This window comes from Marimonas lutisalis (assembly GCF_005434965.1).
In the GTDB taxonomy this organism is placed as follows: domain Bacteria; phylum Pseudomonadota; class Alphaproteobacteria; order Rhodobacterales; family Rhodobacteraceae; genus Marimonas_A; species Marimonas_A lutisalis.
This window is the reverse complement of sequence record NZ_SKCI01000002.1, coordinates 568,540-581,305: the sequence shown is the minus strand read 5'-3', so window position 1 is coordinate 581,305 and position 12,766 is coordinate 568,540. Positions and strand designations below refer to the sequence as shown.

Annotated in this window: 16 protein-coding genes; 4 read left to right on the top strand and 12 right to left on the bottom strand. The window is 64.0% G+C overall.

All coding sequences use genetic code 11. From position 1 onward, the window contains the following. Window positions 1-65: 65 nt before the first annotated feature. Complete coding sequence (locus tag E0501_RS10960) at window positions 66-1,190, bottom strand: putative sulfate/molybdate transporter (protein WP_137701813.1); 1,125 nt, start codon at window positions 1,188-1,190, stop codon at window positions 66-68. Window positions 1,191-1,304: 114 nt separating this feature from the next. Here E0501_RS10960 and E0501_RS21750 point away from each other — a divergent pair, with 114 nt between their 5' ends. Then, a complete protein-coding gene (locus E0501_RS21750) occupies window positions 1,305-1,571 on the top strand; it encodes a TOBE domain-containing protein (RefSeq protein ID WP_137701812.1) in 267 nt (88 codons plus the stop codon). Here E0501_RS21750 and tsaA read toward each other — a convergent pair. From tsaA to E0501_RS10930, 5 genes are all read right to left on the bottom strand, one after another. Then, window positions 1,474-2,016, bottom strand: coding sequence for a tRNA (N6-threonylcarbamoyladenosine(37)-N6)-methyltransferase TrmO (tsaA, locus tag E0501_RS10950; RefSeq protein ID WP_137701404.1), 543 nt, complete (start codon window positions 2,014-2,016; stop codon window positions 1,474-1,476). The genes E0501_RS21750 and tsaA overlap by 98 nt on opposite strands. A 221-nt stretch (window positions 2,017-2,237) precedes the next feature. After that, entirely contained in the window at window positions 2,238-2,507 is a 270-nt protein-coding gene (locus E0501_RS10945) for a DksA/TraR family C4-type zinc finger protein (RefSeq protein ID WP_137701403.1), read from the bottom strand. 235 nt (window positions 2,508-2,742) lie between these two features. Beyond that, the gene (locus E0501_RS10940; RefSeq protein ID WP_137701402.1) at window positions 2,743-3,813 is read right to left on the bottom strand and encodes an alpha/beta hydrolase; all 1,071 of its coding nucleotides are present in this window, start codon (window positions 3,811-3,813) and stop codon (window positions 2,743-2,745) included. A 40-nt stretch (window positions 3,814-3,853) separates the two neighbouring features. Then, window positions 3,854-4,603 (bottom strand): FG-GAP repeat domain-containing protein, encoded by a 750-nt coding sequence (locus E0501_RS10935; protein ID WP_235857812.1) that lies wholly within the window; start codon window positions 4,601-4,603, stop codon window positions 3,854-3,856. Continuing rightward, on the bottom strand, window positions 4,603-4,926 hold the full coding sequence (locus E0501_RS10930) for a 2Fe-2S iron-sulfur cluster-binding protein (protein WP_137701401.1): 324 nt from the start codon (window positions 4,924-4,926) through the stop codon (window positions 4,603-4,605). Before E0501_RS10930 ends, E0501_RS10935 begins: the two co-directional genes overlap by 1 nt. A 129-nt stretch (window positions 4,927-5,055) precedes the next feature. Between E0501_RS10930 and E0501_RS10925 the strand changes: the two genes are divergently transcribed. Genes E0501_RS10925 through E0501_RS10915 form a run of 3 tightly spaced genes read left to right on the top strand, consistent with a single transcriptional unit; the run spans window position 5,056 to window position 6,476 of the window. Then, the gene (locus tag E0501_RS10925; RefSeq protein WP_137701400.1) at window positions 5,056-5,445 is read left to right on the top strand and encodes an OB-fold nucleic acid binding domain-containing protein; all 390 of its coding nucleotides are present in this window, start codon (window positions 5,056-5,058) and stop codon (window positions 5,443-5,445) included. A gap of 37 nt (window positions 5,446-5,482) precedes the next feature. Beyond that, window positions 5,483-6,019: a peptidoglycan-binding domain-containing protein gene (locus tag E0501_RS10920; RefSeq protein WP_137701399.1), complete on the top strand. Its 537-nt coding sequence runs from the start codon at window positions 5,483-5,485 to the stop codon at window positions 6,017-6,019. A 4-nt stretch (window positions 6,020-6,023) separates the two neighbouring features. Further along, entirely contained in the window at window positions 6,024-6,476 is a 453-nt protein-coding gene (locus E0501_RS10915) for a DUF2267 domain-containing protein (RefSeq protein ID WP_137701398.1), read from the top strand. 62 nt (window positions 6,477-6,538) lie between these two features. On the opposite strand, the gene E0501_RS10910 is transcribed toward E0501_RS10915, so the two are convergent. The 6 genes from E0501_RS10910 to rpiA all read right to left on the bottom strand — a co-directional run bounded on the left by E0501_RS10910 (window position 6,539) and on the right by rpiA (window position 12,740). After that, window positions 6,539-8,020: a DegQ family serine endoprotease gene (locus E0501_RS10910; protein ID WP_193555891.1), complete on the bottom strand. Its 1,482-nt coding sequence runs from the start codon at window positions 8,018-8,020 to the stop codon at window positions 6,539-6,541. A gap of 146 nt (window positions 8,021-8,166) precedes the next feature. Then, a complete protein-coding gene (locus tag E0501_RS10905) occupies window positions 8,167-8,367 on the bottom strand; it encodes a DUF2065 domain-containing protein (RefSeq protein WP_137701397.1) in 201 nt (66 codons plus the stop codon). Further along, the gene (gene hflC, locus E0501_RS10900; protein ID WP_137701396.1) at window positions 8,364-9,242 is read right to left on the bottom strand and encodes a protease modulator HflC; all 879 of its coding nucleotides are present in this window, start codon (window positions 9,240-9,242) and stop codon (window positions 8,364-8,366) included. The genes E0501_RS10905 and hflC overlap by 4 nt, the downstream gene beginning before the upstream one ends. Next, window positions 9,242-10,408 carry an FtsH protease activity modulator HflK gene (gene hflK, locus E0501_RS10895; protein WP_137701395.1) on the bottom strand — a complete coding sequence of 389 codons (1,167 nt, stop codon included), beginning with the start codon at window positions 10,406-10,408 and terminating at the stop codon, window positions 9,242-9,244. Before hflK ends, hflC begins: the two co-directional genes overlap by 1 nt. Window positions 10,409-10,470: 62 nt before the next feature. Then, window positions 10,471-11,832, bottom strand: coding sequence for a glutathione-disulfide reductase (gene gor, locus E0501_RS10890; RefSeq protein ID WP_137701394.1), 1,362 nt, complete (start codon window positions 11,830-11,832; stop codon window positions 10,471-10,473). Window positions 11,833-11,951: 119 nt separating this feature from the next. Further along, complete coding sequence (rpiA, locus tag E0501_RS10885; RefSeq protein ID WP_137701393.1) at window positions 11,952-12,740, bottom strand: ribose-5-phosphate isomerase RpiA; 789 nt, start codon at window positions 12,738-12,740, stop codon at window positions 11,952-11,954. Between the last annotated feature and the right edge of the window lie 26 nt (window positions 12,741-12,766).

Sequence of the window (12,766 nt, the reverse complement as noted above, 5' to 3'; positions counted from 1 at the left end):
GCCGTCGTCGCCCAAACGGCGCGGCATTCGTTCTCCGGACAGCGAAACCATTTTCCGGCGCCAGGCTATGCGCGCTGGCGCCGAACGATGGCTTTGCGCACAATCTCCGCGACCGTGCCGGCGAAAAGACCGATCAGCGGGTTCACCAGAACGGTGGCCGCTGCCGTCGCCGCGATAACCGGGCGGCAGGACGCGTTGCAATCGAACAGGCGGCGGCTGATCGCCAGCTCACAGGCCGCCACCAGCAGCAACGCCCCCAACGTGGCCATGGGGATCGCGGCGAAAAAGGCCGCCCGCCAGTCACCGGGCAGGACGGCGACACCGATCAGAACGGCCCCGATCATGATCGGGGCGGCGCCGGAGCGGGCGCCGAACCTGTAATGCGCCGCAACCCCGCCCGCCCCGTGGCACATCGGAAGCGCGCCCAGCGGAGCAAACAACAGGTTGCCCAGGCCCGAGGTCAGGCAGAGCCGCCGTGGTGTGACATGCGCCGCCCGGTCGCCGAACCTGTCCCGTGCGACAAGGGCCGTCAGCAGCACGGCATTGGTCAGCGTCAGGGCCATCTGCGGCAGCGCGAGATCCGAAAGCGCGATACGGATGTCGTCGGCTGTGATCGCTTGCGCGAACCACATCGCCGGGGCCCCGGAGGGCGCCAGCGACAGCCCCGGCGCGCCCAGCAGCACGCCCAGCCCAAGGCCCGTGGCAAGCGTGGCAAGCGCCGCGTGACCGCGCCGCAGCAGGAAAACCACGGCAACGGCCAGCGAAAGCCCCCCGACCAGCAGCGCCCCACGCATCAGGCCAAGCGCAACCCATCCAAGGCCCAGGCCAAGACCAAGTTGAAGGCCTACCATCACCGATTGCGGCACCAGCCGCCCCAGCCGGTCAATGGCGCCGCTGCCTCCAAGCGCGATAAGGATCAGGCCGATCGCTAATCCGCTCAGCGCGACAGAGGCAGGCGAGACCCCCGCGACGAGGATCACCGCCGCAACCGCCTTCATCGGCTGCACCGGGATCGGCAGGCGATAGATCAACCCGGTTGCAACGTAGAACAGACCGAACCCCAGAAACACCATCGTAGCCGACAACCCGGCCACCGTGATCGCGGCGAGGGTCAGCGGCAGAAGCGTGCCCAGATCGCCAAGGGCGCCACCCGCTTCGCGCAGGGTGAATCGGTAGGGCTGTGTCGTCACGGTCAACTGGCGCTCCAGCCGCCGCAATCGCGGTGTCGGCAAGGCAGGGTGTTGAAACTGGGCCGAATGGTCATATCGGGAAGGATAATGGAAATCCGGCGAAAGAAAACGGTCATGAAACCCGGCGCACGAAACAGGCCAAGGGAACCCGTGGCGGGCGGGAACAGGCGTGCCGTCAATTCGGCAGTGAGGATCGGCAGCGGCGCAATCGTGACCGCGATGATCACCAACAGCTCGGTCGCCGAACTTGGAGTGGCATCGGGCAAGACGGCTTGTGCCGTGATCAAGGCCCCGAACGTGATGGTCTTGACCGACCAGCCCCGTCGGCCAAACGATGGCCGGCAGACGTCGCGGCCGGTTTCGCTGGCGCCTTCGGCGTAAAGGCACAGCGATCGGGTTTGATATCAACGAGCGGCGTGCCGTCTATGCAATCGAGTCCGCGCACGATGACCTCGCCATTCTCGATCCGCTCAAGGTGAACCAGGGCCGTGCCGATCGGGTTGGGCCGCACCGGTGAGCGCAACGCGAAGGTGCCGAAGGTACGGCCGTCATGCTTGGGGTTCTGCACGACAAGATCGCGGCGGCTCCGGTCAAGCCAGTAAAGCACTTCGATCGTTTCATAGGCTTCAAGTCCCTGAAGCGCCGGCTGCCAAACCGGATCGAGCACCAGCCGGCATTCAGGCCCGTCCTGACGGCCCTGCCGGGGGCAGGCGGCACGGTCGGGCCAGGGCGTGCGGATCGTGCCAATGAACCGAAGGCGCGCATCATCTGCCGCAGCGAGATCGACGGCCTGTTCATCGGGTCGTATCGAATCCTGCTCCGGCATTGCATCGTGCTCCTCTTGACGCCTGATCCTGTCGCAGCCCCCTCGTCCGGGCAAGCGCTGAATTTTACGCTGCCACCGCCGTAATCCGTGATCGGTCCGGGCATGTCTTTGACCATCGAAAGGAGGACCAAGGGCGCGACGATGACTTTGAGCAAGGGACCTTGAACAACGATGCCGGCTTTTCCTCTGCCCTTGCAGGCCGTTCTGCCGTCCGGCCCCGGTCACTTTAACTGGCTGTCCTTCGATCCGCGCCGATTGATCCCGCCGCGCAGCTTGTGCGCGCCGTCGCGCTCCTGCTGGCAGTCAATGCACAGCTTCACGCCCGGAATCGCCAGCCGCCGTTTTTCGGGGATCTCCTCGCCGCATTCGGCGCATTCGGTCAGGCTCTCGCCCACCGGTCGCTTCTGCGCCTGCATCCGTTTCAACTCGTCCTCGATCGAGGCCTCGATCTGTTCGCTCACCGCGCCGTCTTTCGCCCAGCCACCGGCCATGGGATCACTCCTTTTCTGCACGGCAAGTATTTCCGCCCCGGCGTCGCCGCGTCAACGCCCCGGATAATGGGGGCCATCGTACGCCGCGTTAAGTTAATTTCGCTTAACCCGTCCCTGTTTCCGGCGGCAGCCGGATGTCAGCCGGGGGGTGCACGCAAGTCACCCCCCGATTTTTCTGCGAAAAATCGCATTAACCCCGCGGGACGCCCGGTTGACGCGACGGCAAAGCTTTTTGTTATTGCAGCACCAGCGGCGCGTCCGTGCGCCGATCGCGGCCCAACAGGACAAAGTCGCGCAGATCGCCACGTCCCGTGCGGATCTGGCTTTCGAGCCCGCGGAAAACCCGGATCGCCTTGGCCGAGGTGACGGCCACGTTATGCCCGCCCGTCGCGCCGTCCTCGAACTCGGTGAAATCCACCACGGTCACGCCAAGCCCCTGAAGGTCCTCGGCATTTTCAATCCGACCCAGTCGTTCCTTGCGCCCGGTCAGAAACTCGGCGACGCTCAGCACCCGGTCCTTCTGCGAGGTCAGCAGGACAAAGGGCTGCGGCAGCCTGCCGATCACCGCCGCCTGCCGGCGGAACACGTCCGGGTCGATATCCGGCGACATCAGCACCACCCCCTCGATCGAATCGAGCACCTGCCGGTCGCCCTTCAGCGCGATCTGCCTGAGCGTCTCCATGGTCAGATACCCCCCCATCGAATGCGCCAGGATCAAAATCCGCCCCTGCCCCCTCCCCCGCAATTCCCGCAGCAACTCCTCGAACCCGTCGCGCGCAAAAAGCACGCTGTCGCGGTCATAGACATAGCCGCGCGGATCCCCCGCCGAGGGCCAGGAAAACAGCACCGCGGGCTCCTCGATCCCGAAATCGTGCTTGATCTGCGCCAGGCGATAGGCCGCGTCTTCAACCGTGTTGTTATAGCCATGCACATAAAGCAGGACGCCCCCGTCGCCGGCCCGATTGCGCCGTAGCGCCGTCACGAAATCCCGGATCCCGGGAAACATGTCGATCCCCAGGGGCGCAAAGAACTTCTGCGCGTCGGCGATTCCCGAGGTGCGTTCGATCTTGCCCGGCTCATGGCCGGGTGGGATCGATATTTCGACCGTGGCGAAATTCATCTCGAAGCTGCGCCGCTCCCCGAAAATCTGGCCCAGCTGGCCCGGCGTGCGCTGCGTTGCCACAAAGAGCCGCTCGACTGTCGCACCGGCGGCAGGTTCGGAAAATCCGGTCACCGCCGGGCGTGTGCAAGCCACCAGAGTCGGCAGAATCGCGATCAACAGGAAACCGAATACGCGTTGGGTCATGGCAGTTGTTTCACCATATCAGGCGAACTCTGCCTAGGGTTTATTCGCAGGCCATCGCCTGCGTGACGCTTTTCCGCCCATCAAAAGGGCCCAGAACCGTGCTGGTTACGTCCTCGCCATTGAACCGCGTTGCCACGACGTTCTTCCATCCGGCATCGGCGGTGATCATTTCGGGGCCAGCCCCACAATCGCGGATACCGCCGATGATGTAATCCCAGCCGATACGATGATTGCTGAGCCCCGGCCGGTCCGCCAGGTGGGTCAGTCCCTTGTTCCGGTCAAATGCCCAGATGCGCAGCGTCTTTGCCAGATGCGGCCGGTCGATATAGGCCAGCTCCTTTACCCCGTCGGCGTCGAAATCCGCCGCCCCGACCGGGGCCAGCCAGCGGTTTGCCCGACCGATGAAAGGCGTTGCCGCGATCAGCCCGCCCTCGTAATACACAGCCAGCCGCGCGCCTTTCGATAGGTCGCTTTCCACAACGATCACCTCGGGGCTTTCGTCCCCGTCCAGGTCGACGATCCGCGGCGCGATGTCCTCGAATACCCGGGTGTCCGGCAAACGGATGGTGAACTTGCGGATCATCCTGGTGGGGCAGCCGGCGCACTGATCGACGATCAGTTCCAGCGCACCCCATTCCACCGCATCGCCCAGCACCCCGTGGGCATAGCGCGTCGTAGGCTCACCATAGCGCGCCTCGAGGATCACGTTGGGCGGTGTGGCCGTGGCGGGCCCGGACACGGCCAGCCATAGCGCCAGTACCGCCGCGCCCCGCCGCGCCCCGGACAGCATCAGATCTGTTTTTCGGGCATCTGCACCACGAGACCATCCAGATCGTCGGTCACCTTGATCTGGCAGGTCAGGCGCGACCGCTCGGGATCGGGCTCATAGGCGAAATCCAGCATGTCCTCTTCCATGTCTTCCTTGGGCGGCAGTTTGGCCACCCAGTCGGGGTGGATGTAGACATGGCAGGTGGAACAGGCGCAGGCGCCGCCGCAATCGGCCTCGATGCCCGGAATGTTGTTGTCGCGGGCCCCTTCCATCACGGTCAGTCCGCTGGACACATCCACCGTATGCTCGGTGCCATTGTGCTCGATATAGGTGATCTTCGCCATCTCTTTGCAGGCTCCCCTTTCCTATGCGTCGCCGTGTTCTAGCCAAGCGATATGGGCCCCGCCACCCCCATTTGCGACGCTTTGCAGCCGGGCCTTGCACGTTTTTGCTAATGTTCTATTTTTGTTCTCATGTCATCCATCGCCAATCCCGCCCCCTTCTGCCTGCCCGCATCCCATCTCGGGACACGGTTCAATGGCGCCCGTGTCACCGTGGCCGGGCTCGTCATCCTGCGCCAGCGGCCCGGAACCGCCAAGGGGGTGATCTTTCTCACGCTCGAGGATGAAACCGGCATCGTCAACGTGATCGTCTGGCGCGCGCTTTACGAACGCTTCCGCCGCGCGGTAATTGCCGGGCGGCTGTTGCGGGTCACCGGGCGGCTGCAATGCGAAAGTGCCGTCACCCACCTGATTGCCGAACGGATCGAGGATATCTCGGACATGCTCGACCGCCTGCTTGATCCCGCCCAGGGAGATCCCCCGGCCACGCCGCCGCTTTCCCAAACGCCCCAAACCGGTTAAGCTTTTGCCAATAACGCCAAGGACAGGCCGGGCAGCCATGCGATCATTACCAGTTCTTGCAGGTTTCTTCTGTGCCATCGCAGCACTGGGCGCCTGTGACCAGTCCACGCAGGAAGCGCTGATCGGCGAACCGGCCCTGATGCAGACCCACGAACAGGCCCCGCCAGGCGCCGCCCCGGGCACCTGCTGGGGCAAGGACGTAACCCCGGCCGTAATCGAAACCGTGACCGAAAAGATCCTCCTGCAACCGGCGCAGGTCCTCGATGACGGCACGGTCATTTCCGATCCGGTCTACAAGACCGAAACCCGGCAGGCGATCGTCAAGGAGCGCCGCGAATTGTGGTTCGAAACCCCCTGCGAGGACCAGCTGACGCCCGATTTCGTGGCCTCGCTGCAGCGCGCATTGCAGGCGCGCGGGATCTATCGCGGCGCAATCACCGGCGAGATGGACGCTCGCACCCGCCGCGCCATCCGCCACTACCAGGCACCGCAGGGGCTCGACAGCGGCATCCTGTCACTCGCCGCGGCGCGCAAACTCGGGCTTGTCGCGGTGGGCCGGCCAGACACGGAATAGACCGATGCCAATGCCCTGGTCCTATCGCCACGCCACCCGCGACTGGCAGGGTTTCCTGGAAGACGCGAAATCCGAGCTCGCGCTCAGCTCGGACAACATGGCCTACACGGCGGTGCAGGGCGTTCTGTTGACATTCCGCCGCCGCCTGACACCCGCGCAGGGCCTTGCCTTTGCCGATCAGTTGCCTGCGGTGCTGCGGGCGATCTTCGTGGCCGATTGGGATATCTCGTCTCCCCCGCTGCCCTGGGCAGACCGTGCGACGCTTACAGCCGAGGCAAAAGCGTTGCGCCCGGATCACAACCTCACGCCCGACAACGCGATTGCCGCCGTGGCCCGTGCCCTGCGCGCCCATGTCCGCCAGCGCGATTTCGACCGTGCCCTGGACGCGCTCGGCCCCGAAGCCCGCGATTTCTGGCATGTTGACGATGGGCAGAACATCCGCCGAAAAATGACATAGGGCGGGGATCATCCCCGCCCTATGTCTTTCGCTTTCGCAACTTGCCTTGGCGTCTGTCCGGATCACTCGTCCAGCGACAGCGCCACGAAACGCGGATCGCCTGCCCGCCGCACCAGCAGCAGAAGCGACTTGCGCCCGGCCTCCCTGGCCTCGGCAACGCGCTCTTCCAGCTCGGCAATCGACGTCACCGCCTGCTGGCCGGCCTCAGTGATCAGGTCTCCCTTGCGCAGACCTTTCTCATAGGCTTCCGACATTTCGTCGATTTCGCGCACGACCAGCCCCTCGGCCTCGTCGCCCAGCTCCATCTCCTCGCGCAACGCGTCCGTCACCGGACTCAGAGTCAGGCCCAGCATCTCTTTCTCGGCAGGCGCGGTTTCGGGCTTGCCGGGCTCTTCCTCGCTCGGTTCCGCCTGGGCGGTCTCGGCATCCTCGCGCCGGCCCAGCGTCACCTTGAGCGTCTGGGTCTTGCCTTCGCGGAACACCACCACGCGGACGGTTTTGCCCACTTCCGAATTGCCCACCTGGCGGACCAGGCCACGGGTATCCTCGACATCCTGGCCATCGAAATTCAGGATCACGTCGCCGGCCTCGATGCCGGCCTCTTTCGCCGGACCATCAGGCACGTCGGTCACCAGCGCGCCAGCCACCTTTTCCAGCCCGATCGCTTCGGCCACGTCATCGGTGACATCCTGGATGCGCACGCCCAGCCAGCCGCGACGCGTCTCGCCATATTCGCGCAGCTGATCCACGACGCGGGTCACCACGTTCGATGCCATCGAGAAACCGATCCCGATCGACCCGCCATTCGGGCTCAGGATCGCCGTGTTCACCCCGATCACCTGGCCATCCATGTTGAACAGCGGCCCGCCCGAGTTGCCCCGGTTGATCGCCGCGTCGGTCTGGATGTAGTCGTCATAGCTGCCCGACAGCGCCCGGTTGCGGGCCGAAACGATGCCGGCACTGACGGAAAAGCCCTGGCCCAGCGGGTTGCCCATCGCCATTACCCAGTCGCCCACGCGCGCGGTGTCGCTATCGCCGAAGCTGACAAAGGGCAGCGGTTTCTCGGCCTCGACCTTCAACAGCGCGATGTCGGTGTTGGGGTCCGTCCCGATCACCTTGGCGGGCAGCTCTTCTCCCGAAAAGAACTCGATGATGATCTCGTCGGCGCTTTCGATCACGTGATTGTTGGTGACGATGAAACCGTCTTCGGAAATCACGAAGCCCGACCCAAGCGCGGATGACCGCCGCGGGCGGTCCTGGTCGCGGTTGCGATCCTGGAATTCGCGGAAGAAATCCTCAAACGGGCTTCCTTCGGGCACGATGGGCCCGGGCCCCGTGCCGCGGGCCACCACCGTCGATGTGGTGATGTTCACCACCGACGGGCTGACCTGATCGGCGAGATCGGCAAAACTGTCGGGGCGCGCCACCGCCTGCACCGCCTGCACCGCAAGAAAGACCAGCACCAGCGTGCCCAGCCACAAGGCCTGCAACGCCCGCCGCGTCCGATCTGCGTCAAGGGTTCGTGCAATCGCCTGTTCTTTCACACCCAGTTCTCCTTCAACCTTGGTGGTCCCTGGCCCGAACAACCGGCCGGGACGTCATGTTTAAGTCTAATCTAGGATCGCCCCGGCGCAACTGAAACCCTTGCACGCAAGATCAACCACGCGTGAGAAACGCGATTTCCCGCCCGTCAGGCGCCCAGTGCTTTTGCAAACCAGACCAGGACCAGCCCGATCACCAGCGCCAGAAGCCCCATCAACCGACGTGCTTCGGGCGGCATCTGCCGCAGCGCCTCAAGCATCTGCTCGACAAGAGAAGGGGCCAGCGCATAGACCAGCCCCTCCACGATCAGTACCAGCCCAAGGGCCAGAAGTGCGGCTCCGAGGATCATTCGATCCGGTCGGTTTTCAGGTAGTTAAAGAATTCGCTGTCCGGCGACATCACCATCGTCGAATTCGAACCCTGAAGCGCTTTGCGATACGCATTGAGCGAGCGGTAGAACTCGAAGAACTCCGCATCCTGCCCGAAGGCCTCCGCAAAGACCGCGTTGCGCCGCGCGTCGGCTTCACCGCGGATAATCTCGGCCTGGCGGCGCGCATCCGACACGATCTCCACCTGGGTCCGGTCGGCCTGCGCGCGCACGCGCTGTGCCGCTTCGTTACCACGGGCGATCTCGTCTGCGGCTTCGCGTTCCCGCTCGGCCCGCATCCGTGCAAACGTGGCGTCGAGGTTGGCCGGCGGCAGGTCGGTGCGCTTCAGCCGCACATCGATGATTTCCAGTCCCAGCGCGCGCGCCTCGCCCACGGCCCCGTTGCGAATTCGCAGCATCAGCGTCGCCCGGTCCGAGCTCAGGATATCGTTCGATGATACGCCACCCAGAACTTCCCGGGTCTGTGCCCTGAGGATCGAGTCAAGCCGCTGGCCGGCGACGGCAATCGATTGATCTCCGGCGGCACCGGTGGCCAGCCGGAACTGGTTCACGTCGGCGATCCGGTAACGGGCAAAGGCGTCGACTTCCAGCCGCCGGTCATCCAACGGCGTGATTTGAAGCGTCGCGACATCCCGGCTCAGGATCCGGTCGTCATAGCGCGCGACTTCCTGGATCAGCGGGATCTTGAAAGCCAGCCCCGGCTCTTCCTTGGTCGAGACGACTTTGCCGAACTGCAGCACCAGAGCCTTTTCGCGCTCGTCCACGATAAAGACCGAGGACAGGATGCCTGCGCCGATCAGAACCAGAATCGGCAGAAGATAGGTCGATTTCCGCATCAGTTGCTCCCTCCGGTCGTAGTTGTGCCGCCTTGCTTGCGCAGCTCGTTCAGCGGCAGGTAGGGCACGACACCCTGTCCGCCACCTTTCTGTTCGTCGATGATCACCTTTTCGACACCGCCGAGAACCTCTTCCATCGTTTCAAGATAGAGACGCTTGCGCGTGACTTCCGGGGCTTTCCGGTATTCTCCCAGAACCGCGCGGAAGCGGCTGGCCTCACCCTCGGCCTCGTTGACCACCTGCGCGCGATAACCTTCGGCTTCTTCCAGCGCCTGCGCGGCTTCACCGCGCGCAGCCGCCAGAACCTTGTTGGCATAGGCGTCGGCCTGTTTCTCCAGCCGGTCACGCTCCTGCTCGGCCGATTGCACGGCAAAGAAGGCATCGATCACTTCCTGCGGAGGGTCGGCCTTGTCAAAGTTCACCCGCACGATGTTCACGCCGGAATCATAGTTATCCAGCGTCAACTGGATCAGATCCTTCAGGCGGTCGGCGATAACACCGCGATCGCGGTTCAGGATCGGCGCCAGTTCACTTTGCGCGATGATTTCGCGCATGGCCGATTCGCTCACGGCCCGGATCGTCGATCTGGGATCACGCAGGTTGAACAGGAACTCGCGCGGATCATTGATGTTCCAGACGACCTGGAAATCGATATCGACGATATTTTCATCGCCGGTCAGCATCAGGCCGCTTTCCGATTGCGTCGACCCGACGCCGATATCCTCGGTCTGTTCGCGCGTCACCGGCAGCACCTCGTAGGTCACCACCGGCCAGGGCGCGAAGTTCAGGCCCGGGTTGCCGGTAGCCGAGTATTCACCCAGGAACAGCTCGATCGACTGTTCTTCCGGCTTCACGGTGTAAAAGCTCGCATATACCCACAGCGCCGCGGCCGCCAGCAGGCCAAGGCCCACCGTGCCACGCGACAGGCCAGGACCTTCGCCACCGCCACCACTGCCACCGCCACGGCGCGCGCCATCACCGCCACGTCCGCCCATCAGCACACGCAGCTGTTCCTGGCCTTTTTTCATCAACTCGTCGATCTCGGGAATTTGCGGCCCGTCTTCACCCGGACGCCGCCCACCGCCGCCCCGGTTGCCGCGGTCATCATCATTGCCGCCGCCGTTGTTTCCGCCGCCGCCCCATGGGCCGCCAGAATTTCCAGCCATCCAGTCTTACCTCTCTGCGTCAAACCGGTTCATCACACTAACTGTGCAATGCGCCGGAAAATTCAAGCCGTCCTGACGGGCGACTTCATCGTCACGATTTCTTCACTCATCGTCGGGTGCACGGCCACGGTGCGGTCGAAGTCTTCCTTCGTCGCCCCCATCTTGATCGCGATGCCCGCCAGCTGGATCATCTCACCCGCCCCCGGCGCCACGATATGACAGCCCAGCACGCGGCGCGTGTCGGCACAGACGATCAGCTTCATCATCACCCGCGCCTCGCGCCCGGCGAACAGCGTCTGCATCGGCCGGAAGCTCGTCGAATACACTTCGATCGGCCCCTTGTCGCGCGCTTCTTCCTCGCTCAGTCCGACCGTTCCCATTTCCGGCTGGGTAAAGATCGCGGTCGGGATCAGCTCGTGATCGGCTTTCGTCGGGTTGCCCTTGAACACCGTCTCGACAAAGGCCATGCCCTCGCGGATCGCCACCGGCGTCAGGTTCACGCGGTCGGTCACGTCGCCCACGGCATAGATGCTCGGCACGCTGGTCTGGCCATAGTCATCCACCAGCACCTCGCCCTTCCGGCCCAGCTTAACGCCAACCTCTTCCAGGCCCATGTCCTCGGTATTGGGGTGCCGTCCAGTGGCGAACATCACCACGTCGAAATCGCGCTTGTCACCATTGGTGGCCTTCACATGGATACCGGTTTCGGTTTTCTCCATCTCGATCACGTTGGTGCCGAGATGCAGTTCCACCCCGTTCTGGATCATCTCTTCACTGACCAGCCCGCGCGCTTCCTCGTCAAATCCGCGCAGGATCTGCGCGCCGCGATAGTACTGGGTGGTCTTCACGCCCAGCCCGTTCATTACGCCCGCGAATTCGCAGGCGATATAGCCGCCGCCCACGATCAGGATCGATTTCGGCAGCTCCGGTAGATGGAAAATCTCGTTCGAAGTGATGGCGTGTTCTTCACCGGGAATGCCCGGCTTCACCGGTCGGCCGCCCATCGCCAGCAGGATATGCTTGGCCGTCCTGCGCTCCCCGGTCGACAGTTCCACGGTATGCGCATCCACCAGTTTCGCGCGCGCGTCAAAGGTCTCGACCCCGCTGCCGGCCAGCAGCCTGCGATAGATCCCTTCCAGCCGGTCCAACTCATCCACCAGCTGGCCATGGAATTTCTGCCAGTCGAACCCGCCCGCATGCACGGTCCAGCCATAGGCGGCGGCATCGTCCATCATCGGGGCATACTCGCTGGCGAAAACCATCAGCTTTTTCGGCACGCAGCCCCGGATCACGCAGGTCCCGCCATAGCGGTCCTCTTCGGCCAGCGCCACCTTGGCGCCCGCCTCGCCCGCGGCAACCCGTGCCGCGCGCACGCCGCCCGAACCGCCGCCGATCACAAACAGATCATAGTCGAAATCGCTCATAACCGATCCTTTGCCCGTTCCGCCCGTCCTATCCCACAGCTGGAACCCAAAGGCCAGTCACGCACTGCAAAAAGCGAACCCTGAATATAGGAACAAAGGCCTAGAGCGGCCCTACCGCCTCACTCCATCAGATCGGTGAATAGGTTGTCTTCCTCGACGAAATCCAGCCGGTCCTCTTCCACGGTGCCGGCGTTGATGTCACGCAGTTCCACGCGGCCATCGCCATAGCCCACAACGACCACGTCGCAGATATCGATGAAGAGCCCGTTTTCCACCACGCCCGGCATCTGGTTCAGCACCATGGCCAGCTGGCGGGGGTTGCCGATGCGGTTCAGGTGCAGGTCGATGATGTGGTTTCCCTCGTCCGTGATATAGGGCACATCGCCGTTCATCCGCAGGCTTGTCTGCCGGCCCAGCACATCCATCGAGATCAGCGTTTCCTCGATCAGCGCCTTGGTCGTCTGCCAGCCGAACGGGATCACCTCGACCGGCAGCGGGAACGCTCCCAGCGTTTCGACCTCCTTGCCGGCATCGGCGATCACCACCATCTGGTCGCTCGCCGTGGCCACGATCTTCTCCTGCAGCAGCGCGCCGCCGCCCCCCTTGATCAGGTTCAGGTCGCCGTCGAACTCGTCGGCGCCGTCGATGGTGATATCCAGCCACTTGGCCTCGTCCAGGCTGATGACCTCGATACCCACGTCGCGGGCCAACTCGGCCGTGCGGGTCGACGTCGGCACGCCCTTGATCTTCAAACCGTCCTCGCGAACCATCTCGCCCAGGCAGCGCACCAGCCAGGCGGCGGTGCTCCCCGTGCCCAGTCCTACGCGCATCCCGTCCTCGACCATCTCGGCCGCCCGTTTCGCGGACACGAACTTGGCCTTGTCGATCGGTGAAAGTTCCCCAGCCATGGCATCCCCCTAGTCCCGTTTCAGGG

Bases quoted from the DNA above. Each gene is read 5' to 3' on its own strand.
- E0501_RS21750 (WP_137701812.1), top strand. From the start codon at position 1,305: ATGAAACCCGGCGCACGAAACAGGCCAAGGGAACCCGTGGCGGGCGGG.
- tsaA (WP_137701404.1), bottom strand. From the start codon at position 2,016: ATGCCGGAGCAGGATTCGATACGACCCGATGAACAGGCCGTCGATCTC.
- E0501_RS10945 (WP_137701403.1), bottom strand. From the start codon at position 2,507: ATGGCCGGTGGCTGGGCGAAAGACGGCGCGGTGAGCGAACAGATCGAG.
- E0501_RS10940 (WP_137701402.1), bottom strand. From the start codon at position 3,813: ATGACCCAACGCGTATTCGGTTTCCTGTTGATCGCGATTCTGCCGACT.
- E0501_RS10935 (WP_235857812.1), bottom strand. From the start codon at position 4,603: ATGCTGTCCGGGGCGCGGCGGGGCGCGGCGGTACTGGCGCTATGGCTG.
- E0501_RS10930 (WP_137701401.1), bottom strand. From the start codon at position 4,926: ATGGCGAAGATCACCTATATCGAGCACAATGGCACCGAGCATACGGTG.
- E0501_RS10925 (WP_137701400.1), top strand. From the start codon at position 5,056: ATGTCATCCATCGCCAATCCCGCCCCCTTCTGCCTGCCCGCATCCCAT.
- E0501_RS10920 (WP_137701399.1), top strand. From the start codon at position 5,483: ATGCGATCATTACCAGTTCTTGCAGGTTTCTTCTGTGCCATCGCAGCA.
- E0501_RS10915 (WP_137701398.1), top strand. From the start codon at position 6,024: ATGCCAATGCCCTGGTCCTATCGCCACGCCACCCGCGACTGGCAGGGT.
- E0501_RS10905 (WP_137701397.1), bottom strand. From the start codon at position 8,367: ATGATCCTCGGAGCCGCACTTCTGGCCCTTGGGCTGGTACTGATCGTG.
- hflC (WP_137701396.1), bottom strand. From the start codon at position 9,242: ATGCGGAAATCGACCTATCTTCTGCCGATTCTGGTTCTGATCGGCGCA.
- hflK (WP_137701395.1), bottom strand. From the start codon at position 10,408: ATGGCTGGAAATTCTGGCGGCCCATGGGGCGGCGGCGGAAACAACGGC.
- gor (WP_137701394.1), bottom strand. From the start codon at position 11,832: ATGAGCGATTTCGACTATGATCTGTTTGTGATCGGCGGCGGTTCGGGC.
- rpiA (WP_137701393.1), bottom strand. From the start codon at position 12,740: ATGGCTGGGGAACTTTCACCGATCGACAAGGCCAAGTTCGTGTCCGCG.